The sequence below is a fragment of the Cohnella nanjingensis genome, from assembly GCF_014212125.1.
GTDB classification, from domain to species: domain Bacteria; phylum Bacillota; class Bacilli; order Paenibacillales; family Paenibacillaceae; genus Cohnella; species Cohnella nanjingensis.
Window position 1 is genome coordinate 1 of sequence record NZ_JACJVP010000020.1, and the last position, 22,018, is coordinate 22,018.

Sequence of the window (22,018 nt, forward strand, 5' to 3'; positions counted from 1 at the left end):
CTGGAAGTCTGGAAGTCTGGAGGTCTGACAAATGTTTTTGCCAAATATGCACTGACCAGTCAGTTCAAAAACCCCGAATATGCGAAAAGGAGTGACGATGACATGAAAAACAAAATCGCAGCCGGCGTCTTCGGCATCGTACTTGGAGGATTGGGGGTCCACAAATTTTATCTGGGCCGGATCAAGATGGGCGTTCTCTACCTGCTTTTCTGTTGGACGGGAATCCCGAGCATCGTCGGTATCATCGAAGGGGTATTGTATCTCACCATGAGCGATCCGGAATTTAACGAGCGGTATGCCGGTTAGAACCACCGTTCCTAACGAAGCGAGACGAGGTCGTCGCTCCCTCCGCAGTTGATTGAAGCCATTCGCACGCTCCTCATGTTATAATGGAGTTTAAGCAATTCTGGACGTATCGTTTATCAAGCCTGCGAATGGAGTAGATTCAACCATGAACACGACGACGCTAAGCGCGCTTGCCGAGCCCAACCGCCTGCACATCGTCGAGCTTCTGCGAGACGGTCCCCGTCCGGTGGGAGAGATCGCCGATCGGCTGCAGCTTCATCAACCGCAAGTGTCCAAACATCTGCGGGTACTCAGCGATGCCGGTCTCGTCGAGGTGAAGCCGATCGCTCAGATGCGGATATACAAGCTTCGGCCGCAGCCCTTCAACGAGCTGGACGATTGGCTGCAATCGTTCCGCCGGATCTGGGAAGAGAGGTTCGATCAACTGGATCGCTATCTTCAGGAGCTGCAAGGGCAATCGGATAAGGCGGAGAGTCAAGAATGAGCGAAGGGGACCTTCATCGGTCCCCTTTAGTTCCGGTCGATCCGGTCCGCGGCGTCGCGCGATAGCGCTTCGACTCGCGGGAACCGTAGACGGATCCCGTATTTCCATATGCGATCGGCATATCCATACTGCCGGGATGGGAGAGAGCTGGATGACGAGTATCTACGTGAATTGGGGCGAATCGAAGGTCAAGCTGACTTGGAATCGCCATCTCATGCCGCAGAGAGCGCTGATTACCAGCGTGCACGGTTTCTGCTTTCGGGGTTCCGAGCTGCTGCTGGTGGATTTAAACCATCGCGGATGGGATATTCCGGGCGGGCATATCGAGCCGGAGGAATCCCCCGAACAATGCTTCCGGCGGGAAGCGCTGGAGGAAGGATATGTCGAAGGGAACAGCGAGCTGCTCGGAGCGGTCACGGTCGACCACAGCGACAATCCGTTATGGAACGAGAGCGGTCCCTATCCACTGGTCGGTTACCAAGTTTTCTACGGCATGAAGATTCTTCGCCTGCTTCCCTTCGAAGCGCAATATGAATCCTCCCGGCGAATGTTCGTTCCTCCTCAGGACGTCTCTTCCTACTATGAAGGCTGGAATGCGCTCCACCAAGAAATGCTCGACAATGCCTTAAGTCAATTCGCGCCATTCTAGCAGCAGGACTCCCGGCTTCCGATCGTTTTTCGCGGAAAGGAAAGGCGTTGCGCGACTTCGGATGGGCTGTCGGAACCCAAAAAGCGCATTTGCGCGCAAGATCATCTGTACAAAGCGTCAATCATCGCCTATACTTTACCCAAAGTCATCAGATGACCTGACTAATTCGAGAGCGAGGAAAAAGCGATGTTGGATGCGGCGTTGACCCGACAGCTGCGGAGCATTGTCGGAGACAAGCATTTTCGGGACGACCAGGAGGCGCGGGTGGCCCATTCGTACGACGGGACGCCGATGCTGCAGGCGCTGCCTGACGGCGTGATCTATCCGGAGACGACGGAGCAAGTCTCGCGGATCATGACCGCGCTGGCCGCCCATCGGGTGCCCGTCGTCTCCCGCGGATCCGGGTCCAATCTGTGCGGCGGCACGGTGCCCGTGCAAGGGGGCGTCGTGATGGTCATGCACCGCATGAACCGGATTCTGGAAGTCGATCTGGAGAATCTGACGGCGACCGTGCAGCCTGGCCTCATCACGGCGAGCTTCATCGCGCATATCGAAGCGCTAGGCCTCTTCTATCCGCCGGACCCGAGCAGCATGAAGATCTCGACGATCGGCGGCAATATCGCGGAATGCTCGGGCGGGCTGCGCGGCCTGAAGTACGGCACGACCAAAGACTATGTCATCGGCCTGGAGGCGGTGCTGGCGAACGGCGAGATCATCCGCACCGGCGGCAAGCTGATGAAGGACGTCGCGGGCTACGACCTGACGAAGCTGCTGGTCGGCTCGGAAGGGACGCTCGCCATCGTGACGGAGGCGACCTTGAAGCTGGTGCCGCCGCCCGCCAGCAAGAAGACGATGCTCGCGATGTACAAGGATCTGTACGGTGCGGCGCGGACCGTCTCCCGCATCATCGAGAACAAGATCATCCCCGCGACGCTGGAGATCATGGACAACCCGACGATTCGCGTCGTCGACGACTTCGCCGGGCTCGGCCTGCCGCGCGACATGGCGGCCATCCTGCTGATCGAGCAGGACGGCGACGCGGAGACGGTCGAACGCGATATCGCGCGGATACGCGAGATCTGCGAGTTCGAACGGGCGGACCGGATCGAAGTCGCGGAGAGCCGCGAGCAGGCGGAGAAGCTGCTGACGGCGCGGCGCAGCGCGTTCACGGCGCTCGCGCGGCTGCGGCCGACGACGATCCTGGAGGACGCGACGGTCCCGCGCTCGCGGATCGCGGACATGGTGCTGCGCATCGACGAGATCGCCCGCAAGTACGGCGTGTCGATCGCCACGTTCGGCCACGCCGGAGACGGCAACCTTCACCCGACCGCGACGACGGACGCGCGGGACGCGGACGAGGTGCATCGCGTCGAGCAGGCGTTCGAGGAGATCTTCGAAGCGGCGATCGCGCTGGGCGGGACGATCACGGGCGAGCATGGCGTAGGCCTGGTCAAGGCGCCGTTCCTCGAATGGAAGGTCGGCTCGGCGGGCATCGAAGTGATGAGAGGAATCAAGCGCGCCTTCGACCCGGACAATCTGCTGAATCCGGGCAAGATGTTCGCCAAGGAGACGAGAAAAAGGGTGGTGATCGAACGTGGCTAATGCGAGCGAAACGTCCCCGATCCAGAACAAGCCGGCCATCGATCACGTCAATCCGCTGTCCAAGACGCTGCTCGCCAAGCTCGATTACGATCAGCTGACGAACTGCATGCGCTGCGGTTTCTGTCTGCCGGCCTGCCCCACCTTTCGGGAGACGGGGCTGGAGCCGGAATCGCCGCGCGGGCGCATCGCCCTGATGAAGGCCGTGGCCGACGGCGTCATGGATCCGGATCAGGCGTTCGCGGACCAGATGAATCACTGTCTGGGCTGCCGCGCCTGCGAGCCGGCATGTCCGGCCGACGTCAAATACGGACAGCTGATCGAGCAGGCCAGGGATGCCATCGAAGACCATGCCGATCACGGCCTGCCGGTCGCGGGGATCCGGAAGCTCTTCTTCAAGGGCGTCTTCCCGCACCGCGGCAGGCTGAAGTGGATGGGGAAGGGACTCGCCCTCTATCAGAAGTCGGGCCTGCGCCACGTCGTCCGGGGCAGCGGGTTGATGCGCCTGCTGCCGAAGGCGATGCGCGAGATGGAGCAGATTCTGCCGGAGGCGTCCGGCCAAGGCGTCGTCGAGCGGATCGGCACCTTCTATCCGGCCAAGGGCGCGAAGATCGCGCGCGTCGCCCTATTCAGGGGCTGCATCATGGACGTGCTGTTCGCCGAGACGAACGTGAACACGGTGAAGCTGCTGTCCGAAGCGGGCTTTGAGGTCGTCATCCCGACCGCGCAAGTCTGCTGCGGAGCGCTGCATGCGCACAGCGGCGAGATGGACCAGGCACGGGAGCTGGCGCGCGCGAATCTGAAGGCGTTCGAGGAGGCCGGCGTCGAGTACGTCGTCTCGAACGCGGGCGGCTGCGGCGCGCTGCTGGTCGAATACGACCATCTGCTGCACGAGGACGCCGAATACCGCGAGCTGGCCGCGAAGTTCGCCGCCCGCGTCGTCGACGTCAGCCAGCTCCTCGTCGCGCGCGGCCGGATTCCCGCTTTCGACGAAGCCGCCGCGTCCGGCTCCGAGCCGGTGACGATCACCTATCAAGACTCCTGCCATCTGCGCAACGTCATGAAGAGCTCGAACGCGCCGCGACAGCTGATGAAGCAGGTCGCGAATGCGACTTTCACCGAGATGCACGAGGCGGATCGGTGCTGCGGCTCGGCGGGCATCTACAACGTCACCCAACCGGAGATGGCCGGCCAGATTCTGGATCACAAGATGGTTCACGCGAACCGCACCGGCGCCCGTTACCTGCTGACCAGCAATCCCGGCTGTCTGCTCCAGATGAAGCTTGGCGTCCTGAAGCACGGAGATCCCGAGGCGATGGAGGTCAAACACGTCGTCGACTTCTTGTATGAACGGATGGCGGATCGTTCGGATCCGTGAGCGAACGCCCCTCGCGCCTTCGGCGGGGGGCTTTCTCCCGTCTGCCGCTCCCGGCTTGGTTCCGCGAGACTTGTACGACGCCGAGGAGGACGAAGCCGCATCCGATGACGTGGGCCCAGGAGAAGGGCTCGCGGAGGATGGCATAGGACAACAGCAGCGTGCTGACGGGCGTATAGCTCGAATAGACCGCAGCCGTCCCCGCCGGAACCTTCGAGACGCCGCGGAACCAGAGCACATAAGCCAGTAGAGTGATGAACAGGCCGTAATACAGCAGCATGCCCCAGCCTTGCGCATCGACCCGGGCGACATCGAATCGGCGGAGCTCGACGAACGAGAACGGGAGGAACATCAGGAACGAGAAGAAGGTCACGTAGGCGGTGCCTACCAAGGAAGACACATGGCTGGCCGTCATTTTTCGCAGAATGATCAACATGGCTTCGCCGCATACGGCCCCGAACACGAGCAGAAGTCCGAGATAGGAGGCTGGAGTCGAAGTAGAAGGACCGGCAGCCAGCCATTCCGGCGCCCGGATGCTGACGACGCCCAGCAGCGAACAGAGGACGCCGATCGCAAGACGCCGGCTCATCCGTTCCTTGAGCAGGAAAAACGAGAACAGCACGACGACGGCCGGCGTGAGGCTGGTGACGATTCCGGCTTCGGCGGCGGGCACCGCCCGCAGGCCGTACAGCATGAAGACGCGGAACATGAACATGCCGAGGAAGGCTTGCACGATCAGGAGGAGCAAGTCTTTCTTGCCGACCTTGAAGATGACGTCGCGGCGGAAGACCAGGATCGGGACGAGCGCAAGGAGCGCGACCGCGAGGGAGGCCGCTTGGGAGAAAAAAACGGGCATCTGCATCGTCGTCATCTTGCCGACGACGACGGAACTGCCGATGATGATGGCGGCGAGGGTCAGCTCGGCATAGGCGAGCTTGCGCGATTGCAGCAATTCGGGCAACTCCTTCACAAGGGGATGAGGTATACTGTAGCAAGATCAGCTGGTTGGCAGAAGTGCCGATTTCCAGCGATTTTGACAGTACCATTTGGGAGGAGAAGCGATCCGAATGTGGTTTTCCATCGATCGGCATGATCCGATGCCGATGTTCCGTCAAGTGTTCGAAGCCTATCGCGGCGCGATTCTGAGCGGCCGGCTGCCGGCCGGAACCAAGCTTCCCTCGACGCGTGAGCTTGCCGGAGAGCTCGATATCTCGCGCAACGTCATATTGGAGGCATACGAACAGTTGCTGGCCGAAGGGTATATCCAGGGGCGTCCGGGGGCGGGAACGTATGTCGCGGAGGGCGCATGCATGACGGGCTTCGCGGAGACGCCGGCAGCGTCTGACGCCAAGCGCCCCGACGATCCGGCTGTCGGTTGGCGGGCCGAAGACGAAGGGATCTCCTTCCGGACGGGACTGCCCGCGGTGGACCGCTTTCCGCTGCGCCAGTGGGGGGCTTCGCTTCAGCGCGCCGCGGCGGACGCGGCCCCGGCGGATCTCGGCTATGGCGATTCGGCGGGATGGCCCGCCCTGCGGCGCGCGCTGGCGGATCATCTCTGGCGGACCCGAGGCGCGGTCTGCCGTCCGGAACAGATCATCGTGACGAACGGGGCGGTTCAGGCGCTGGATCTGATCTCCCGGCTGCTGCTGACCGAGGGAGACGCCGTACTCTTGGAAGATCCGACCAATGAGGATCTCAAGACGATCCTAACCTCTACGGGCGCGGCGCTCACTTTGATTCCCGCAGACGACGCAGGGCTCGATACCGGGCGGCTGACTCCTGGCCTGAATCCGAAGTGCGTCTATGTGACGCCGTCCCATCAGTTCCCGCTGGGCGGCGTGCTGCCGATTCAGCGGCGAATCGAGCTGGTGTCTTACATACGCCGCGGCGACGGCTACATCGTCGAGGACGATTACGACAGCGAATTCCGGTTCGACGGTCCGCCCGTCCATTCCCTCCAGAGCCTCGATCCGGAGCGGGTCATCTATATCGGCACGTTCAGCAAGACGCTGTTCCCCGCGCTCCGCATCGGTTATATGGTGCTGCCGGAGCCGCTCGTGGCCGGCGCCAGAGCGCGCAAGCGGCTGTCGGACTTCCAAACGCCGATCCTCGATCAGCTCGCGCTGACCCGGTTCATGGAGGAAGGACACCTGCGCGCGCACATTCAGAAGATGAAGAAGCTGTATCAGAGGAAACGGCAGTGCCTGGTCCAAGCGATGCAGGCGCATTGGACGGGCGGATACCGCATCTGCGGCCAAGCGGTCGGCTTGCATCTGGCCGTCGCGTTCGATTCGCCGTTCCCGGCGGACCTGGCGCGGAGGCTGGAGGAAGCCGGCGTCTATGCGGGCATCCTGTCGGACCGGTCGCTGCTGCTGGGTTACGGACACCTCGGCGAAACGGAGATCGGGGAGGGCGTCCGCCGTCTCGGCGCGGCGCTCGGGCGGGAGCGACTCGGGAAAACGAACGGTGAATGCTATCCGCCAGGCTCAGACGAGACTAGGATGCGTAAGACGACGATTGCGGGGAGCAACTTCGGATTCGGCGGGGCCGGCGCAGAAAAAGTCGGGAGCGAACGCCGGACTTAACGACCCAGTCCTTCGACGAAGTATCCGAGTCCGAGCTGAAATCCTTCGATCGGCAAGCAGTGCCACATATGGCCTCGTCAAGCCGCCGCGATGGTGCAGGCCATCGTTTTCTCTGTGCCGGCGCCGCTGGGCAGAATGCTGGGCTACGGGGCGGATTAGGCAGGCAGTCGAGGGGAGACAACCGTTGCCGGACGATGCAGATCAGCCGAACGAGCGCCGGAAGCCCTTGTCACGATCCGTATTCTGTGTTAAAGTCTTAGCATCTTAGACGAAATGGGTGAACCAAGGGCCGATGAACAACTAATCCTATCCACGGACAAGAAAAAATCGCGATTTTACGGGTTTTTTCTGGATAGGATCAGTATGCGGTCTTGGACATCTAACGGGCAAGGGACGGGCTCCTGACAGGGAGTTTCGGTCTCTTGGCGTTCTCGTCTGCCGCTGCCTCCTATCCGGAATCCCGGATCAGGAGGTTTTTGTTTATGCAGATCTTATTGGAATCCCGCCAGCTGGAGAAAGCTATCGGCGACCGGCGGCTGTTCGCGATCCCGCTGCTCCGGATCGGAGAGCGCGACCGGATCGGCATCGTCGGACGCAACGGCGCCGGCAAGACGACGCTGCTGAAAATACTGGCCGGCGTCGAACGTCCCGACGAAGGGACGATCGAGACGCGGGCCACGCGCTATTGGCTGCCGCAGCTGAAGCCGGATGCCGGGTCGCTCAGCGGCGGGGAGGCTACGGGGAAAGCGATCGACGAAGCTTTCGCCCGGGATGCGGACCTGCTGCTGGCGGACGAACCGACCATGCATCTGGACGTCGAACGCATCGCCAAGCTGGAGTCGCAGCTCGACCGCTATCGGGGCGCCGTCGTCGTGGTCTCCCACGATCGGGCGTTCCTGGACCGGACATGCAGCCGGATCTGGGCGCTCGAGGGCAAGACCGTGACCGCCTACAAAGGCAATTACACCGACTATCTCGCGCGCAAGCGGGAAGAGCGGGAACAGCATCAGGCGAAGTACGAAGCGTACGTCGAGAAAAAGAAACAGCTCGAGCATGCCGTTCGCCTCAAGGCGCGCAAGGCGGACAAGATGATGAAGCCGCCCTCGCGCATGGGGACGTCGGAGTCGCGCCTCTATAAGATGGAGCACGGCACCAAACAAAAGGAAGTCCACCGGGTGATCCGATCGATCGAGACCCGGCTTGCGAAGCTGGAACGCGTCGAGAAGCCGAGAGAGCTGCCGTCCGTCAAGATGGACATTCCGAACGCGGCGCTCATCCGCAACAAGAAGCTGATCGCGGTGGAACGGGCGGAGGCGTCGGCGAACGGCAGAACGTTGTGGGCCGACGTAACGCTGCGCGTCTCGGCCGGGGAGAAGGTCGCCCTTATCGGTCCGAACGGCGCGGGTAAAACGACGTTCCTTCGGCGGCTGGTCCGCGGAGACGACGGCTTCTCCGTCGGCGCGAACGCGAAGCTGGGCTACTTCAGCCAGAACCTCGATCTGCTGGACCCGGAACGAACGGTCATCGAAAACGTCCTCGAGACGTCTGTTCACACGGAATCGCTCGTCCGCAGCGTCCTGGCGCGCTTGCTGTTCCGGCAGGACGACGTGTTCAAACGGGTGAAGGACTTAAGCGGCGGAGAACGGGTCAAAGTGGCATTCGCCAAAGTGCTCCTGAGCGACATGAACGTGCTGGTGATGGACGAACCGACGACCTTCCTGGACCTTCAGTCCGTCGAATCGTTGGAGGAGCTGCTCCGGGAATACGAGGGAACGCTGCTGTTCGTCTCGCATGACCGGCAGTTCGTCGGCCGCGTGGCGACCCGGATTCTCGCGATCGAGGACGGCCGCATCGTCTCCTTCTCCGGAACTTACGAAGCGTACGAAGAGGCTAAACGAACGGTGCGGTCGGGGAGCCGTCAGCCGATCGAGGAAGCGCTCATGGTGACGGAGACGAAGCTGACGGAGGTCATGGGCAAGCTCGGCATGCAGCCGACGGCCGCGGAGGCGGGAGCGTTGGAGGAATCGTTCCGGGCGCTGATCGGCGAACGGAACCGGCTCCGCCAAGCGCTGAACAAGAAATGAGAGCAAGCATCCGCAGTCGGAAAAGAGAGACCTGAGAATGGAGAAGGAGCCGCGCTTGCTGCGCGGCTCCTTTGCTCGTTCGGGCATGGAAGGTGCACGGACGGTTCGGTACGCCGGGGGACGATCCATTCGCCCGCAGCTTCCGTTCGTCAACGCGCTTTCGCCGGCACCTCGGTTTCGCGCAGCCACGCGAGCGCCAGCGCCTCCGCGACGGCCGCCGCGCGTTCGGACGCGAAGTCGACGTGGGATTTGTAGTTATCCGCGGCTTCGACGCCCGCCAGATCGGACAGGGCGCGCACGACCAGGAACGGCACGCCGAACCGGTAAGCGGTCTGCGCGATGGCCGCGCCCTCCATGTCGGTCGCTTGGGCGTAGGGGAAGCGCCCGCGAATAGCGGCGGCCAGCTCGGGCTGATTCACGAACGAATCGGCCGTCGTGATTAAGCCGTGCACCAGCCTGCCTTCGAGCGGAGCTTCCGCCGCCGCGCGCTTCGCGAGCGCAAGCAGGGCCGGCTCCACCGGATAGCGCGCCGGCATCTGCGGCACTTGGCCGTAGGCGTAGCCGAACGCGGTGGCGTTCACGTCGCTGTAGACGAGCTCCGTGGCGATCACGGCGTCGCCGACGCTTAAAGAAGGATCTAATCCGCCGGCCACCCCGTAATGCAGGATCAGCTCCGGCCGATACCGCTCAATCAGCACGGCCGTCGTCCAGGCGGCGTTCGCCTTGCCGATGCCGCACTGCAGCAGGATCGTGTCTTGGCCGGCCAGCTCGCCCGCGTAGAACGGCGCGCCCGCGACGGACGTCTCGCGAAGTCGGCCGAGTCGAGGGAGGAAGGGGGCCGCTTCTTCGGCCATAGGGGCGATAATCGCTAGTCTCATCGGTTTGCTCCTCGCGTAGTGGTTCGTCGGGATGCGGCATGATTCTCCAGGCGCGAAGGCGTCGAATACCCGGTCAGCCGTCACGACGACGGGCAGCAGAGGAACGGAAGCATCCTCCGACACGGCATGGTCGGCGACGGCTCGTAGCCTTTGCCTGGATGCTTAATACCTAGTAATCGTGTTTGAAATTGAGGTTTTAAGGAATGAAAACACTGTACAGGGCGCTAGAAGGATCTGTCAATGGTTTGTACGATAGAAAGTTTGTATTTTACTTATTATTCCGATTGTGATAATTTGATTTTAAATGGGTATGGGAGGAAGGGAAAGATGGCTAAAGTCGAAAGCTTCGAACTGGACCATACGATCGTGAAGGCGCCCTATGTTCGGCTGGCCGGCACGGAGAAAAACGAAAAGGGCAGCGTCATTCAGAAATACGATCTGCGCTTCCTGCAGCCGAATGCGGACGCGCTGCCTACGGCTGCCGTGCACACGCTCGAGCATCTGCTGGCTACCTATCTGCGCGACGAATTGAAGGGGATCATCGACGTCTCGCCGATGGGCTGCAGAACGGGATTCTATATGATCATCTGGGACGAGCACGCGCCCAAGGACGTGGCGGCAGCGCTGACGAACGTGCTGAACAAAGTCGTCGAGACGGATCACGTCCCGGCCGTGTCCGCGCTCGAATGCGGCAATTACAAGGACCACTCGCTTTTCAGCGCGCAGGAATACGCCAAGATCGTGCTTCGGGCCGGCATCAGCGACGACCCGTTCCGGGCTTAGGCCGGGAAGCGGGAACCAGATGGGCGTGAAGCGTCGGGTACGTACCGGCAGATGCGCCCGGGAGGACGAGAAGCGGTAGGCGGCGAATCGGAAGACGCGAAGCGAATGAAGCTTCGCGTCTTTATGCTGCTGCGCGAAACGGACGGGCGGCAAAGATTGGCGGAATGCGGCATGGATCGGAGCATCCGGTTGTAGTCCCCTCATATGTAAACGCTTCATAATGAGGAGGATCGTATACTTACAGCCGAGGAGGCCATTGATGTTGAGAAGATTCATGAAGCGGGGAATGACAGGTCTGTTGACGTTCGTCTTGGCGCTCGGGTTCGTCTGGCATCCGGCGCCGCGCGTCCATGCGGAAGCCGGGGAATCGCGCAGCTACGAAGCCGAGTCCGAGATTAACGCGCTGTCGGGCAAAGCGTCCGTCGCAGATTGCGCGGCGTGCTCCGGCGCGCGCAAGGTCGGCGGCATGTACCAAGGGAGCGCGCTGCAATTCAACGGAATTACGGCACCCGAGGACGGTATCTACGCCGTAACGGTCTATTACGTATCCGGAGATCCCCGTTCGGCCAACGTGAGCGCGAACGGCGGGGAAAAGCAATATGTCGCGTTTCCGAAGACGGCAGATTGGGATAACGTAGGCAGCTACGAGATCGAGTTGACGCTGAGCGCCGGCGACAATACGATTCGAATCGACGACAATAACTGGTACGCGCCGGATATCGACCGTATCGTCGTGGGAGCCAGGAAAGACGGCGGCAACCCCGGCGGGGGCGATGGGGGCGAAGGCTCCGCAGGCGTGACCTACGAGGCGGAGGCGGAAGGCAACGTCCTCGGCGGCAAGGCGGAGATTGCCGCTTGCGCGGCTTGTTCCGGCGGGAAAAAGGTCGGCAACCTCTACCAGGGCAGCTCGCTGCTCTTCACGAACGTAACGGCGGCGGAGACGGGAGACTTTCTCGTTACCCTATCCTTCATCTCCGGAGATCCGCGCTCGCTGTATGTCAGCACGAACGGCGGGGAGGCGCAATTCTACGACACCCTGAAGTCGGCGGACTGGAATACCGTCGGGACGGTTCAGCTCACGCTGCCGTTGACGGCAGGGGCCAATACGATCCTATTCTCCGACGGCAACGGCTACGCGCCCGACCTGGACCGTATCCAAGTGAAGCCGGCGAGCGGCGGGGCCGAGAATCCGGGCGAAGACGAAGGGGATATCGGCGCATTGTTGGATTCCCGCAGTTATGGCGCCATTACGGTCGCCAAGCATGAAGCGGGCGTCGTTGTCGAGAACGGAAAGTACACCGTGACGTATCATAGCGATACCGGCTACGCCGATTACGCTTGGGGAGAAGGTCAGCGGGTGACGGGCGCCTACGGGCAAATGAAGCTCGACGATCAAGAGGTGACGACGACCGGCTATGAAACGCACGAATATGCAGAAGCGGAGACCCTCCCGCTGAAGGACGGTTTCGGCAGCGGCGTACAGCTCGTCTTCGCGCACAAGAGCGCGGGTCAGCCCGTTCTGAAGCAGATCTATCAATTCTATGACGGCAAAGCTTACTTCCTCACGCGGCTGGTGGCCGAGAGCGATCGGCCGATCCGCACGAACGAGATGGCGCCGATCGTCGTGAACCGCGCCGGCGGCGTAACGACGGGAAGGGAGACGGACAACCGGGCGCTCAGCGTGCCTTTCGACAACGACGCGTGGATCCGCTTCAAGGCGCAGACCGTCAATCGGTCGGATACGAGCTATGAAGTGACGGCCGTCTATGACAATGCTTCGCGGATCGGCCTGATCCTCGGCTCGGTCGAGCACGATGCCTGGAAGACGGGCATCGACTGGCGAGGCGCCGGCAACCGGCTGAACGCGCTCCGCGTCTACGGAGGCGCCTCTTCCGGCGTGACGCACGACACGCTGCCCCACGGCAGCCTGACGGGTACGCGCGTCGCTTCGCCGTTGATCCTCGCGGGCGGGTATGCCGATTACCGTGACGGCCTGGAGCAGTACGGCGAGGCGAACGCCGTCGTCGCGCCTCCGCTCGCGCCGGCCCGCGATCTGCCTCAGGGCGTGCCCGTCGGCTGGAACAGCTGGGGCGCTTTCGGCAGCGACCTGACCTATCAGGACGTGTTGGACACTTCGGCCTATTTCAAAGAACATCTCCCGAAGATGAACAATGACGGCGCCGTCTATATCAATCTCGATTCGTACTGGGACAATCTGACCGACGATCAGCTGAAGCGGGCCGTAACGGCGATCCAAGCCAATGGGCAGCAGGCGGGCATCTATTGGGGGCCTTTCGTCTATTGGGGCAGCGACATGAACCAGTCGGTGGAAGGCACGGACGGGAGATACGCCTATGGCGACCTCGCGCTGAAGGATAAATCCGGCGTGCCGCTGCCCAAGCTGGACGGCGCTTATGCGCTCGATCCTACCCATCCCGGGACGAAGCAGCGGATCGACCGTTACTTGAACAAGTTCAAGCAGCTCGGCTTCACGTTCATCAAGCTGGACTTCCTGACGCACGGCTCGCTCGAGGGCGCGCACGACGACCCCGCCGTCACGACGGGCATTCAAGCGTACAACGCGGGGATGCGGTACATCAACGAGACGTTGGACGGCTCCATGTTCATCAGCGCGTCGATCTCGCCGATCTTCCCGTCGCAATACGCGCACAGCAGACGGATCGCCTGCGACACGTTCGGGACGATCCACGAGTCCGAATACGAATTAAACGCATTAACTTACGGATGGTGGCAGAACGGAACGATCTACCGCTATACCGATCCCGACCACATGGCGCTCGCGCGGGCCGGATCGCTCGAGGAAGCCCGCAGCCGGGTGAACTCGGCCGTCATCTCGGGCACCGTATTCCTGGATTCGGACGACGTCGGCGACGAGAAGGCGCGGCAATTCATGGCCGAGCTGTACGGCAACGAACGGGTTCTCGCGGCAGCGGTCAAAGGCCAAGCCTTCCGGCCGGTCGAAGGCAATACCGGCGCGGGCGCGGCAGATACGTTCGTGCTTCGCGAGGGGGACGACTACTACATGGCCGTCTTCAACTACGATGCAACCGGTCCGGCGGACAAGTCGCTGGACTTCGCCCGCGCAGGCTTGCCCGCCGGTCAGGCATTTGAACGGACGGACTTGTGGACGGGAGAGACCGCTCGGGTCGAAGGCGCGTTCGCACTAACGCTGCAACCGGCCGCGTCCAAGCTGTTTAAGCTGACTGCGGTGACCACGGGAGGCCCGGGGCAGCCCGGGGAGCCGGGGCAGCCGGGACAACCCGAGGAGCCGGGAGGTCCGGGAGGTCCTAGCCAACCTGGACAGCCAGGTCAGCCTGGTCAATCAGGACAGCCGGGCCAACCGGGGCAGTCCCCATCGACGCCGCAGCCCGGATCCGATCTTCGGACGGAGCAAGTCGTCGATGGGGCGGCTGGCGGGCAAGCTACGCTGGGCGATCGGGTCGCGGTTCAGGTACCGTCCGGCGCCTATGCCGGATCGGGGACTTGGACGATCCGCATCTTGGAGGACCGGGAGCGCCCTGCTGCTGCGGAACCCGGCGCGCTAGGAAGCCCCGTATTCGATCTAACCCATGCTGCCGCATCCGTCTTCGCGGTTCCGATTCGGTTAACGCTTCGATACGATGCCGCAGCGAAGCCTGCCGGCACAAAGGCCGCTGTCTACTACTACCACGAGCGCCAGCAGCGTTGGATCTACGCGGGCGGCAGCGACAATGGCGACGGGACCGTCACCGTAGCGACGAACCACCTGACGCCGTATGCCGTCTACTTCGTTCAGCCGAAGACCTTTGCCGATCTCGCGGGCCATTGGTCCGCGCCATATGCAGACCGCCTGATCGGCTTGGGCAGCCTGAACGGCTTTGAGGACGGCAGCTTCCGTCCGGACGGACGCGTCACCCGGGCACAGTTTGCCCGTATGCTGACCAGCGCGCTGGGAGCGAAGACGGATGCCGATGCCGGCGTCGCGGCGTTCGCGGATGCTGCGGACATGGCGGCTTGGTCTGTGCCGGGAATCGCGGCTGCGGACGCCGCTGGATGGATGACCGGTTCGACGGAGCAGGGAAAGCGCTACTTCCAGCCTAACCGGGCGATGTCGCGGGCAGAGCTCGCGGCGACGCTCGCCCGGGCGCTTCCTGAGAGCGATGAGGCGGAGCCGGGCTCGGATTTCGCAGATGCGGCGGTTATTCCCGCCTGGGCTGCTCCGGCGGTCCGGCAGTTGCAAAAACTCGGCATCATGACGGGCGATCCGGACGGTACGTTCCGCCCGGCGGATCCAGTTTCGCGAGGTGAAGCCGCCAAGGCGCTTGCGCTGCTCTTGGAGGCGCTGCACCTGTAGCCGACGGATGGCCCGTCTCTTCATCAGGCGTTCAGTAATCGCACTCCTTTCACCTCAAGAGCGTGGAGCAAGTCCTATTTGAAACGTATAAAGCTTCCAAAACCACTACAAAAGTGGGGATGGAAGCTTTTTAAATGGAAGTAATGAAAAAGGATCGCAGGATTTATAACCAGCGATCCTAATCTTCTACCGGCTGTGGCGGATAGAACGTGCGCATATAACTATTGAGTTAACCCTTCATCCGTAGTAATCGGTTGAATCTCATTCGTACTGCCTTTTTTGTTTTTCTCCTTTGAAGTGTTTTGTTCCTCGAGTTGATCTAACTGCTGCTCGACAGACCGAGAGTTAAGCATACCACCCTTTGAATCCTGATTCATCGATCCCTCACCTCCCTTGTCAAACATAATCAGCCTTTTAGTAAGATGAGTAAACAGTTGAAAATTTATGCATAGATATATTCGAAAATGGCTGTACTGCATGGCGCTATAGCAAGGACCACTGCAGAATAGAGGTTAAGCTGTGAAACCAATCCCGGACACCGGTGATTGGTTCAATTGTTCAGGAAAAATGAAGTTCCTTCTGGAGACAAACGGTCAAACTTACGGGACACGATAGCACAAGAAACAACAAGGACGAGGTTGCCGATATTGATCGGCAGCCTCGTTACGCTTACTGGCAGCGGAACAATTCCCTTAGAATTTACGTATAGGATGTTAATGGGAAATAAATGGTGAAACTGATGGAAAACTCATTTTTTTACAACATTGGCATACTAACGGGCAGGATAATTGAAATAACAAGAGGTTCTATTCGTATTAACCCGAAATTATGTCGTATGGCTATCGTGAAGGAAAGGTTGTGAATGTGTGAATAAAGATATTGCATATTATATGGCAAGAAGTTACAACTTCATTGCAGAATATGTACCCGAGAGTAATAATCGGTCAGGTTATTATTTCGGTCTCATTGAGGAACTGCCAGGATGTCATGCATTCGGGGCATCTTTTGTTGAAATGTTAAAATCAATAGAATATGTCAAGAAAGTTTACTTTGAATCAAGACTAAAGAATTCTGAATATATTCCCGAGCCTGGGGACATAAGTCTACGCCATCCACCATCAATTCGTATCCAGATTAGTGGAGATGGGATTGATACAACAGATGAGTAAAGATTGTTAAGGCTTTGAACTCCCTCGAAATGATTCAGTTTCCTCACCCAAGCTCATGAATTCGCAGGATTTCACCACATTTGCCTGGCTACCCCATGAAAGCACCAAGAGACGTACCTAATACGTCTCTTGGGCTTTACCGTTACATCGCGCCGCCGGCGGGCAGCCGGATGCGGACCATCGTCCCGATGCCGAGCCGGCTGTAGTAGGACACGCCGTAGGCTTCGCCGAACGCGAGCTTGATGCGCCCATCGACGTTGCCGATGCCGTAGCCGACGGCATCGCCCGCGCGGATGCGCTCCAGCCGCTCCCTCGTCATGCCCATGCCGTCGTCCACGACGTCGAGGAGGATATCTTCGCCCTCCCGGTAGGCGCGTATGACGATGTTGAGGCCGCGTTCGTCGTCCCAGACGGCATGGTGGATGCAATTCTCCACGAACGGCTGCAGCGTCAGCTTGATCGTGTGGTGCACCAGCACGGATTCGTCGATCTGGAAATGCAGGTGGAGCAGGTCCTCATAGCGGATCTGCTGGATCGACAGATAATACCGCGTCAGCTTCAGCTCTTCGTTCAGGGAGATCAAGCTCTTGCCCTGATTGAGCGAGATTCGGTAGAACTTCGCGAGGTGCGCCACCATGTCTTTAATCTTCGGATCCCGGTGCTTCATGGCCAGGGCGGAGATCGAGGCGAGCGTGTTGTACAGGAAATGCGGGTTGATCTGCGCCTGAAGCGTGTTCATGTCGGCTTCCTGCTTGGCGATCTCCTTTTTGTACACCTCATTGATCAGATTCTTGAACCGCTGGCCCATCTTGCGGAGCGCGAAGGACATCTGGCCGATCTCGTCGTGCCCCATCGGGATCATCTCGAGGTCGAAGTCTTCCCTCTCCAGACGGCGTATCGTCTTGAGCAGCGATTCGATCCGCTTCGTGGACAGGCGGGCGACCAGATAGATCAGCACGATGCAAAGCGCGATACAGAACGAAGCGATGACCAGTATCCGATTGGCGGAGGTCCGGGCCGACTGCGTGAAGCCGCTGTACGGGACGATGGAGACCGTCTTCCAGCCGTTCGGAGTCGTGTCGTAGACGACGAGCACTTTCTCCCCCTGGTAGAGGCTCTGATACTTGCCCGAGCGGCCCGCCTTGAAGTCGTCCGGGAGGAGAACGCCGAGCCGCGTGTTCAGCAGATCCTTGTTCTTGCAAGAGACGATGACGCCGTTCTCGTTGACGATGAAAATATCCTTGTTCTGGTCTTCCTTCCCCATGAGCGCGTACAGGTCGGACTCCTTCACGTCGATCGTCAAGATGCCGTACGGAAAGTTCAGGCTATTGTAGTTCAGAAACCGCACGAGGGTGAACATCGGCGGCGTCGCCTTGCGCGGGGGTTCCGCGGGCTGGGCCGGCGTGATGGTGAAGATCACGTTCCCGTACGTCTTCTGTACCAGATCGAACCACGGCTTCTCGCGGATCGCGTCGTCCAGCCGCTTGATGAACGTATCGTCCAGCGGCATGTGCGGATTGGTCGAGTAGATCACGACCCCGTTCACCTCGGGATTGGTCGTCATTACGTTGTTCATGACGTTGTCGATATACCGGTAAGCGTCCAGGTAGTCCGAGCTTCCGTCGTAGGACCTGATCAGGTATTGCTGCAGCGTCGCGTCCAGGTAGAGCGAGGCCGAGATCTTGTTGTAGTTGTTCAGCTTGTTCTGCAGATTGCTGCTGATCTGCGAGGTGGCCAAGCTCATGCTGGTATACGTCTGCCGAATTAGCTGATCCTTCACCGAGACGTACGAATAGTAGACGAAGAACACCAGCGGCAGAATCGAGACCAAGAGGAAGAGAATGAACAGCTTCCCCCGCATGCTTAGATTCAGGTACGGATCGGTCAGTCGGTGATGCCAGGCGAGTCGGGACATGCGGCATCTCCTCCGCTACAGCCGTTTTTTGCGGTATTCGTTCGGCGTGACGCCTTTGTGCCGCTGGAAGAGCGAGCAGAAGTAAGAGACGTTCTCGTAGCCGACCGCCCGGGCTACCTCATGAATGCGAAGCGCTCGGTCCCGGAGCAGCTCGGAAGCCCGCCTGATCCGGACGCGGGTCATATACTCGAGGATGGTCTCCCCGGTCTTCTGTTTGAAAAGGGTGCGGACGTAGTTGGGCGTCAAATAGACGGACTCCGCGAGCGCTTCGACCGTCAACGCTTCGTGGTAGCGGCTGTCGATCAGCTCCATGATCCGATGGACGATCGGCATGTGCTGGTCCTGGTCCTTGTCCCCGATCATGCCGATAAGGCGGTCGCACAGCCCTTCGAGCTGCGCCAGCAGGGCGTCCAGCGTATCGGCGGCCATGACCTCTTTCCAGTCGAGCCCCGCGCCGCGCCCGTTCGCCGACGCCTCCGCGAGCAGCGGAGCAAACGACCGCTCCAGCTCGGCGCCCAGCTGCATCGCGAACGCGACGACGGCGCTCCGCTCGGTTCGGTTCGTCCGGAACGGCGCGAAGCACCCGCGCAGCAATTCGCCGGCTTCTTCGCGCCGGAGCCGCGAGACGGCCTGGGTCAGCCGATCCGCGACCGCCGCGGCGTGCGGGATCGGATCCGCCGCGGCTCTCGGTTCTGCTTCCGCCGCCATTCCAGGCATCGGGTCCTCCCCGACCTCCGACATCGCGCCCGTCGAAGCTTGCAGCATCGGGTCCGCCGCGTCATCGACGGCGTTCGCCCGATAACGCAGAAGCGTGCCCGTTCCGGCATAGAACCGGTCTTCGCTCGCGCGCTTCGCCTCTTCGTAGAGCTCCGGCATCTCCTCCAGGTAGCGCCCCGTCGTGGACAGGCCGACGGTCACCGCGATGCCGGTTAAGCTCCGCGTATCCGCGATCGTCTCTCGCCACCCCAGCTCCATCTCCGCGAAGCCGTCTTCGGTCGGCAGATAGCAGATCGCGCCGTATTCCCGCTCGTCCGCGGACCACCCGTAGCTCGCGGCGGAGAGCCGGCTGACGATGGCGTTCCAGGCGGCCGCGGCGTCCGCGCCGGGCGGTCCGTCCAAACGGACGTACGCGACGGCATAGGCGCCGACGGCGGGCAGCGGGACGGGAAGCATCGAGATGCGCTGCGCCCAGCTCTTGCGCTCCGCAGCCGACTTCTCCGCCGCGAGCGACCGCACGAGCTTCTCCTTCAGCCCCTCCGCCGACGCGGACAGCTGCTTGTCTTCCTCGCACTTCAAGACGACCCTCTGCATGAGCTGGGCCAGTTCGTCGGCGTCGATCGGCTTCAGCAGGTAGCCCATCGCTTCCGCGTTCAGCGCCGCTTTAATGTAGTGGAATTCGTCGTGTCCGCTCAGGAAGACGATCTTCACGCCGCGGTTCAGCTGCCTGGCCTTGCGCGCGAACTCCAGACCGTCCATGATCGGCATCCGGACGTCGGTCATGACGATGTCCGGCTTGCACGCTTCCATGCGCGCGAGCGCCTCGCGCCCGTTCTTGGCGGTACCGGCCACGACGATACCCATGTCCTCCCAGCGGATGTATTGCGCAATCGCTTCCAATTCGAGTTTCTCGTCGTCTACCAACAGGATTTTGTACATGCCGCACACGCTCCCTCGAACGTTTGGGATAGCCGGATTCGATTGTTTCATTGTAGAGTTTGTATCCGATTTCAACAATGGCTTTTCGACATTTGCGTAGGATAGCGTCGCGGATTCGAGAATCGGGATATAGAATCCGTCCGAGAGCCCCCCCTATAATGAGGATACGCAAACGGGCAGACAGATGAGGCCGTCGTCTACAGGAGGTTTTTCATGGAGGCATCAATCGAACGGCGTCCGACGCCCGGCAAGGCCGCGGACACCCCCAGACCGAGCAAGTGGAAGCGGATGAAGCAGCAGAAATATTTGTACCTCATGATTCTGCCCGCATTCCTGTGCACGCTGGTGTTCGCGTACGGTCCGATGTTCGGCCTGTATATGTCGTTTATCAGCTATTCGCCGGGAGGGGGATCTTTTTTCTCGCAGTTTTTCCACAGCAAGTTCGTAGGCATGGAATGGTTCGACTATTTCTTCACGAACGGGGATTTCTACCTCGTCATGCGCAACACGCTCGCCCAGAGCCTGCTGTCGCTGCTCATCGGATTCCCGGCGCCGATCCTGCTCGCGCTGATGATCAACGAAGTGAGCCGAGGGTGGTTCAAGCGCCTCGTGCAGACCGTGTCTTACTTGCCCCATTTCATCTCCTGGGTCATCGCGGCGAACATCATCGTGACGATGCTCGCCTCCCAAGGCGCGATCAACGAGCTGCTCCTGTCGCTTCATCTTATCGAGAAGCCGATCACGTTCCTGCAGAACGGGCACATGTTCTGGGGCATCATCGCGCTCTCCAACACGTGGAAGGACATGGGCTTCAACGCGATCATCTACCTCGCCGCCATCGCGAGCATCAATCCGGAGCTGTACGAGGCGGCACGGGTGGACGGGGCCAGCCGCTGGCGCCAGACGTGGAACGTCACCTTGCCGGCGCTCCGTCCGACGATCGTCATCCTGTCCATCCTGGCGGTCGGGAACGTACTGAACGCAGGCTTCGACCAGCAGTACTTGCTGCAGAATACGACCGTCCTTCAGTATTCCGACGTCATCGACACGTACACGTATCGGTACGGCCTGCAGAACGGCATGTTCTCGTACGGCGCAGCGGTCGGATTGTTCAAGTCGGTCGTCGCCTTCGCGCTCGTCATGCTCGTCAACGCCTGGTCCAGACGGGTGAACCAGCAATCGCTCTATTGATTCCGGCCGAGAGGAGGTCTTCATCATGTTCACGTTCAAGAGCGCCGGCGATCGCGCTTATCTCAGCTTCGTCTATCTGTTCCTGGCTTTCGTGTTCGTCATCACGTTCTACCCGTTCTGGAACATCCTGGTCCTCTCGCTCAACAGCGCGGCCGACGCGGTGCGGGGCGGCATCTATCTGTGGCCGCGGGACATCAGCTTCGCGAGCTATCAAGAGATTCTAAGAGACCAAGAGATTCTGAACGGCATCAAGGTCACCTTCCTTCGGACGCTCGTCGGCACGCCGCTGGCCGTCGCGGTCATCAGCCTGCTCGCCTTCGCGCTCAGCAAGCGCGACCTGGTCGGCGGGAGAGCCATCGGTCTGTTCTTCATCTTCACGATGTACTTCGGCGGCGGACTCATCCCGTACTACATGATCCTCAAGAGCGTGCATCTCATCGACACGTTCGCGGTGTACATCCTGCCCAATCTGATGAACGTCTTCTTCGTCATCATCGTGCGGACGTTCATGCAAGAGCTGCCGGCCGAGGTGGAGGAGTCGGCGAAGATTGACGGCGCCAACGACGTCCAGATCTACTGGCGGATCGTCTTGCCCATCTGCGTCCCGGTGCTGGTGACGATCGGGCTGTTCTCGGCCATCAATCATTGGAATTCCTGGTTCGACTCTTACGTGTTCACCTACAAGCCCCAGCTCAAGACGTTGCAGGCCGTGCTGGTCAAGATTCTGAACCAGTACCAGACGCAGTCGTTCACCTCCGGCGCGAGCCAAATGGCCGATTCGGCCAAGCGAACGGCGGTATCTTCGGATACGATACGTATGGCCGCGACGATGGTGGCGACGCTGCCGATCATCTTGGTCTACCCGTTCCTGCAGCGCTTTTTCGTCAAAGGCATGACGCTAGGCGCGGTGAAGAGCTGAGAGGCGGCGTCCATGAGGGAGGTGAGCGGCGAAGCGGGAAGACCGCGCCAGGCGCGGAATGACGTAAAGCT

Annotated in this window: 18 protein-coding genes; 13 read left to right on the forward strand and 5 right to left on the reverse strand. The window is 60.7% G+C overall.

Going from position 1 to position 22,018, the window contains the following annotated elements; all coding sequences use genetic code 11:
- The first annotated feature begins 102 nt into the window (after positions 1 to 102).
- The 5 genes from H7C19_RS11480 (at position 103) to H7C19_RS11500 (ending at position 4,416) form a co-directional block, all read left to right on the forward strand.
- The gene (locus H7C19_RS11480) at positions 103 to 306 is read left to right on the forward strand and encodes a TM2 domain-containing protein (RefSeq protein WP_185142786.1); all 204 of its coding nucleotides are present in this window, start codon (positions 103 to 105) and stop codon (positions 304 to 306) included.
- 145 nt (positions 307 to 451) lie between these two features.
- Positions 452 to 790, forward strand: coding sequence for an ArsR/SmtB family transcription factor (locus tag H7C19_RS11485; RefSeq protein ID WP_185142787.1), 339 nt, complete (start codon positions 452 to 454; stop codon positions 788 to 790).
- Positions 791 to 941: 151 nt separating this feature from the next.
- Complete coding sequence (locus H7C19_RS11490) at positions 942 to 1,439, forward strand: NUDIX hydrolase (protein ID WP_185142788.1); 498 nt, start codon at positions 942 to 944, stop codon at positions 1,437 to 1,439.
- Positions 1,440 to 1,625: 186 nt separating this feature from the next.
- Positions 1,626 to 3,041, forward strand: a complete 1,416-nt coding sequence (locus tag H7C19_RS11495) for an FAD-binding oxidoreductase (RefSeq protein WP_185142789.1) — start codon at positions 1,626 to 1,628, stop codon at positions 3,039 to 3,041.
- The gene (locus H7C19_RS11500; protein WP_376775352.1) at positions 3,034 to 4,416 is read left to right on the forward strand and encodes a (Fe-S)-binding protein; all 1,383 of its coding nucleotides are present in this window, start codon (positions 3,034 to 3,036) and stop codon (positions 4,414 to 4,416) included. Before H7C19_RS11495 ends, H7C19_RS11500 begins: the two co-directional genes overlap by 8 nt.
- On the opposite strand, the gene H7C19_RS11505 is transcribed toward H7C19_RS11500, so the two are convergent.
- Positions 4,361 to 5,383, reverse strand: a complete 1,023-nt coding sequence (locus H7C19_RS11505; protein WP_313731568.1) for a DMT family transporter — start codon at positions 5,381 to 5,383, stop codon at positions 4,361 to 4,363. The two genes, H7C19_RS11500 and H7C19_RS11505, sit on opposite strands and share 56 nt — an antisense overlap.
- Positions 5,384 to 5,480: 97 nt before the next feature.
- Between H7C19_RS11505 and pdxR the strand changes: the two genes are divergently transcribed.
- The gene (gene pdxR, locus H7C19_RS11510) at positions 5,481 to 6,998 is read left to right on the forward strand and encodes a MocR-like pyridoxine biosynthesis transcription factor PdxR (protein ID WP_185142790.1); all 1,518 of its coding nucleotides are present in this window, start codon (positions 5,481 to 5,483) and stop codon (positions 6,996 to 6,998) included.
- A 482-nt stretch (positions 6,999 to 7,480) separates the two neighbouring features.
- The gene (gene abc-f, locus H7C19_RS11515; protein ID WP_185142791.1) at positions 7,481 to 9,082 is read left to right on the forward strand and encodes a ribosomal protection-like ABC-F family protein; all 1,602 of its coding nucleotides are present in this window, start codon (positions 7,481 to 7,483) and stop codon (positions 9,080 to 9,082) included.
- Positions 9,083 to 9,231: 149 nt separating this feature from the next.
- Here abc-f and H7C19_RS11520 read toward each other — a convergent pair whose 3' ends face one another.
- Complete coding sequence (locus tag H7C19_RS11520) at positions 9,232 to 9,960, reverse strand: 5'-methylthioadenosine/adenosylhomocysteine nucleosidase (protein WP_185142792.1); 729 nt, start codon at positions 9,958 to 9,960, stop codon at positions 9,232 to 9,234.
- Positions 9,961 to 10,287: 327 nt separating this feature from the next.
- Here H7C19_RS11520 and H7C19_RS11525 point away from each other — a divergent pair, with 327 nt between their 5' ends.
- The 3 genes from H7C19_RS11525 (at position 10,288) to H7C19_RS11530 (ending at position 15,097) form a co-directional block, all read left to right on the forward strand.
- Positions 10,288 to 10,743 carry an S-ribosylhomocysteine lyase gene (locus tag H7C19_RS11525; RefSeq protein ID WP_185142793.1) on the forward strand — a complete coding sequence of 152 codons (456 nt, stop codon included), beginning with the start codon at positions 10,288 to 10,290 and terminating at the stop codon, positions 10,741 to 10,743.
- A 51-nt stretch (positions 10,744 to 10,794) separates the two neighbouring features.
- Complete coding sequence (locus H7C19_RS34270; RefSeq protein ID WP_221469198.1) at positions 10,795 to 10,938, forward strand: hypothetical protein; 144 nt, start codon at positions 10,795 to 10,797, stop codon at positions 10,936 to 10,938.
- A gap of 64 nt (positions 10,939 to 11,002) precedes the next feature.
- A complete protein-coding gene (locus tag H7C19_RS11530) occupies positions 11,003 to 15,097 on the forward strand; it encodes an S-layer homology domain-containing protein (protein WP_185142794.1) in 4,095 nt (1,364 codons plus the stop codon).
- Between the two features lie 221 nt (positions 15,098 to 15,318).
- Here H7C19_RS11530 and H7C19_RS11535 read toward each other — a convergent pair whose 3' ends face one another.
- Positions 15,319 to 15,474, reverse strand: a complete 156-nt coding sequence (locus H7C19_RS11535) for a hypothetical protein (protein ID WP_185142795.1) — start codon at positions 15,472 to 15,474, stop codon at positions 15,319 to 15,321.
- Positions 15,475 to 15,963: 489 nt separating this feature from the next.
- Between H7C19_RS11535 and H7C19_RS11540 the strand changes: the two genes are divergently transcribed.
- A complete protein-coding gene (locus H7C19_RS11540) occupies positions 15,964 to 16,266 on the forward strand; it encodes a type II toxin-antitoxin system HicB family antitoxin (protein ID WP_185142796.1) in 303 nt (100 codons plus the stop codon).
- Positions 16,267 to 16,408: 142 nt separating this feature from the next.
- Here H7C19_RS11540 and H7C19_RS11545 read toward each other — a convergent pair whose 3' ends face one another.
- Positions 16,409 to 18,181, reverse strand: a complete 1,773-nt coding sequence (locus tag H7C19_RS11545) for a cache domain-containing sensor histidine kinase (RefSeq protein ID WP_185142797.1) — start codon at positions 18,179 to 18,181, stop codon at positions 16,409 to 16,411.
- Between the two features lie 15 nt (positions 18,182 to 18,196).
- Positions 18,197 to 19,837, reverse strand: a complete 1,641-nt coding sequence (locus H7C19_RS11550; RefSeq protein ID WP_185142798.1) for a response regulator — start codon at positions 19,835 to 19,837, stop codon at positions 18,197 to 18,199.
- 213 nt (positions 19,838 to 20,050) lie between these two features.
- Between H7C19_RS11550 and H7C19_RS11555 the strand changes: the two genes are divergently transcribed.
- Both H7C19_RS11555 and H7C19_RS11560 read left to right on the forward strand, forming a co-directional pair.
- Positions 20,051 to 21,028 (forward strand): ABC transporter permease, encoded by a 978-nt coding sequence (locus tag H7C19_RS11555; protein ID WP_185142799.1) that lies wholly within the window; start codon positions 20,051 to 20,053, stop codon positions 21,026 to 21,028.
- A 25-nt stretch (positions 21,029 to 21,053) separates the two neighbouring features.
- Positions 21,054 to 21,947 (forward strand): carbohydrate ABC transporter permease, encoded by an 894-nt coding sequence (locus H7C19_RS11560; RefSeq protein WP_185142800.1) that lies wholly within the window; start codon positions 21,054 to 21,056, stop codon positions 21,945 to 21,947.
- Positions 21,948 to 22,018 lie beyond the last annotated feature (71 nt).

What these genes read in the sequence shown, in the direction of transcription:
- H7C19_RS11480 (WP_185142786.1), top strand. Translation starts at nt 103, where the DNA reads ATGAAAAACAAAATCGCAGCCGGCGTCTTCGGCATCGTACTTGGAGGA.
- H7C19_RS11485 (WP_185142787.1), top strand. Translation starts at nt 452, where the DNA reads ATGAACACGACGACGCTAAGCGCGCTTGCCGAGCCCAACCGCCTGCAC.
- H7C19_RS11490 (WP_185142788.1), top strand. Translation starts at nt 942, where the DNA reads ATGACGAGTATCTACGTGAATTGGGGCGAATCGAAGGTCAAGCTGACT.
- H7C19_RS11495 (WP_185142789.1), top strand. Translation starts at nt 1,626, where the DNA reads ATGTTGGATGCGGCGTTGACCCGACAGCTGCGGAGCATTGTCGGAGAC.
- pdxR (WP_185142790.1), top strand. Translation starts at nt 5,481, where the DNA reads ATGTGGTTTTCCATCGATCGGCATGATCCGATGCCGATGTTCCGTCAA.
- abc-f (WP_185142791.1), top strand. Translation starts at nt 7,481, where the DNA reads ATGCAGATCTTATTGGAATCCCGCCAGCTGGAGAAAGCTATCGGCGAC.
- H7C19_RS11520 (WP_185142792.1), bottom strand. Translation starts at nt 9,960, where the DNA reads ATGAGACTAGCGATTATCGCCCCTATGGCCGAAGAAGCGGCCCCCTTC.
- H7C19_RS11525 (WP_185142793.1), top strand. Translation starts at nt 10,288, where the DNA reads ATGGCTAAAGTCGAAAGCTTCGAACTGGACCATACGATCGTGAAGGCG.
- H7C19_RS34270 (WP_221469198.1), top strand. Translation starts at nt 10,795, where the DNA reads ATGCGCCCGGGAGGACGAGAAGCGGTAGGCGGCGAATCGGAAGACGCG.
- H7C19_RS11530 (WP_185142794.1), top strand. Translation starts at nt 11,003, where the DNA reads ATGTTGAGAAGATTCATGAAGCGGGGAATGACAGGTCTGTTGACGTTC.
- H7C19_RS11535 (WP_185142795.1), bottom strand. Translation starts at nt 15,474, where the DNA reads ATGAATCAGGATTCAAAGGGTGGTATGCTTAACTCTCGGTCTGTCGAG.
- H7C19_RS11545 (WP_185142797.1), bottom strand. Translation starts at nt 18,181, where the DNA reads ATGTCCCGACTCGCCTGGCATCACCGACTGACCGATCCGTACCTGAAT.
- H7C19_RS11550 (WP_185142798.1), bottom strand. Translation starts at nt 19,837, where the DNA reads ATGTACAAAATCCTGTTGGTAGACGACGAGAAACTCGAATTGGAAGCG.
- H7C19_RS11555 (WP_185142799.1), top strand. Translation starts at nt 20,051, where the DNA reads ATGGAGGCATCAATCGAACGGCGTCCGACGCCCGGCAAGGCCGCGGAC.
- H7C19_RS11560 (WP_185142800.1), top strand. Translation starts at nt 21,054, where the DNA reads ATGTTCACGTTCAAGAGCGCCGGCGATCGCGCTTATCTCAGCTTCGTC.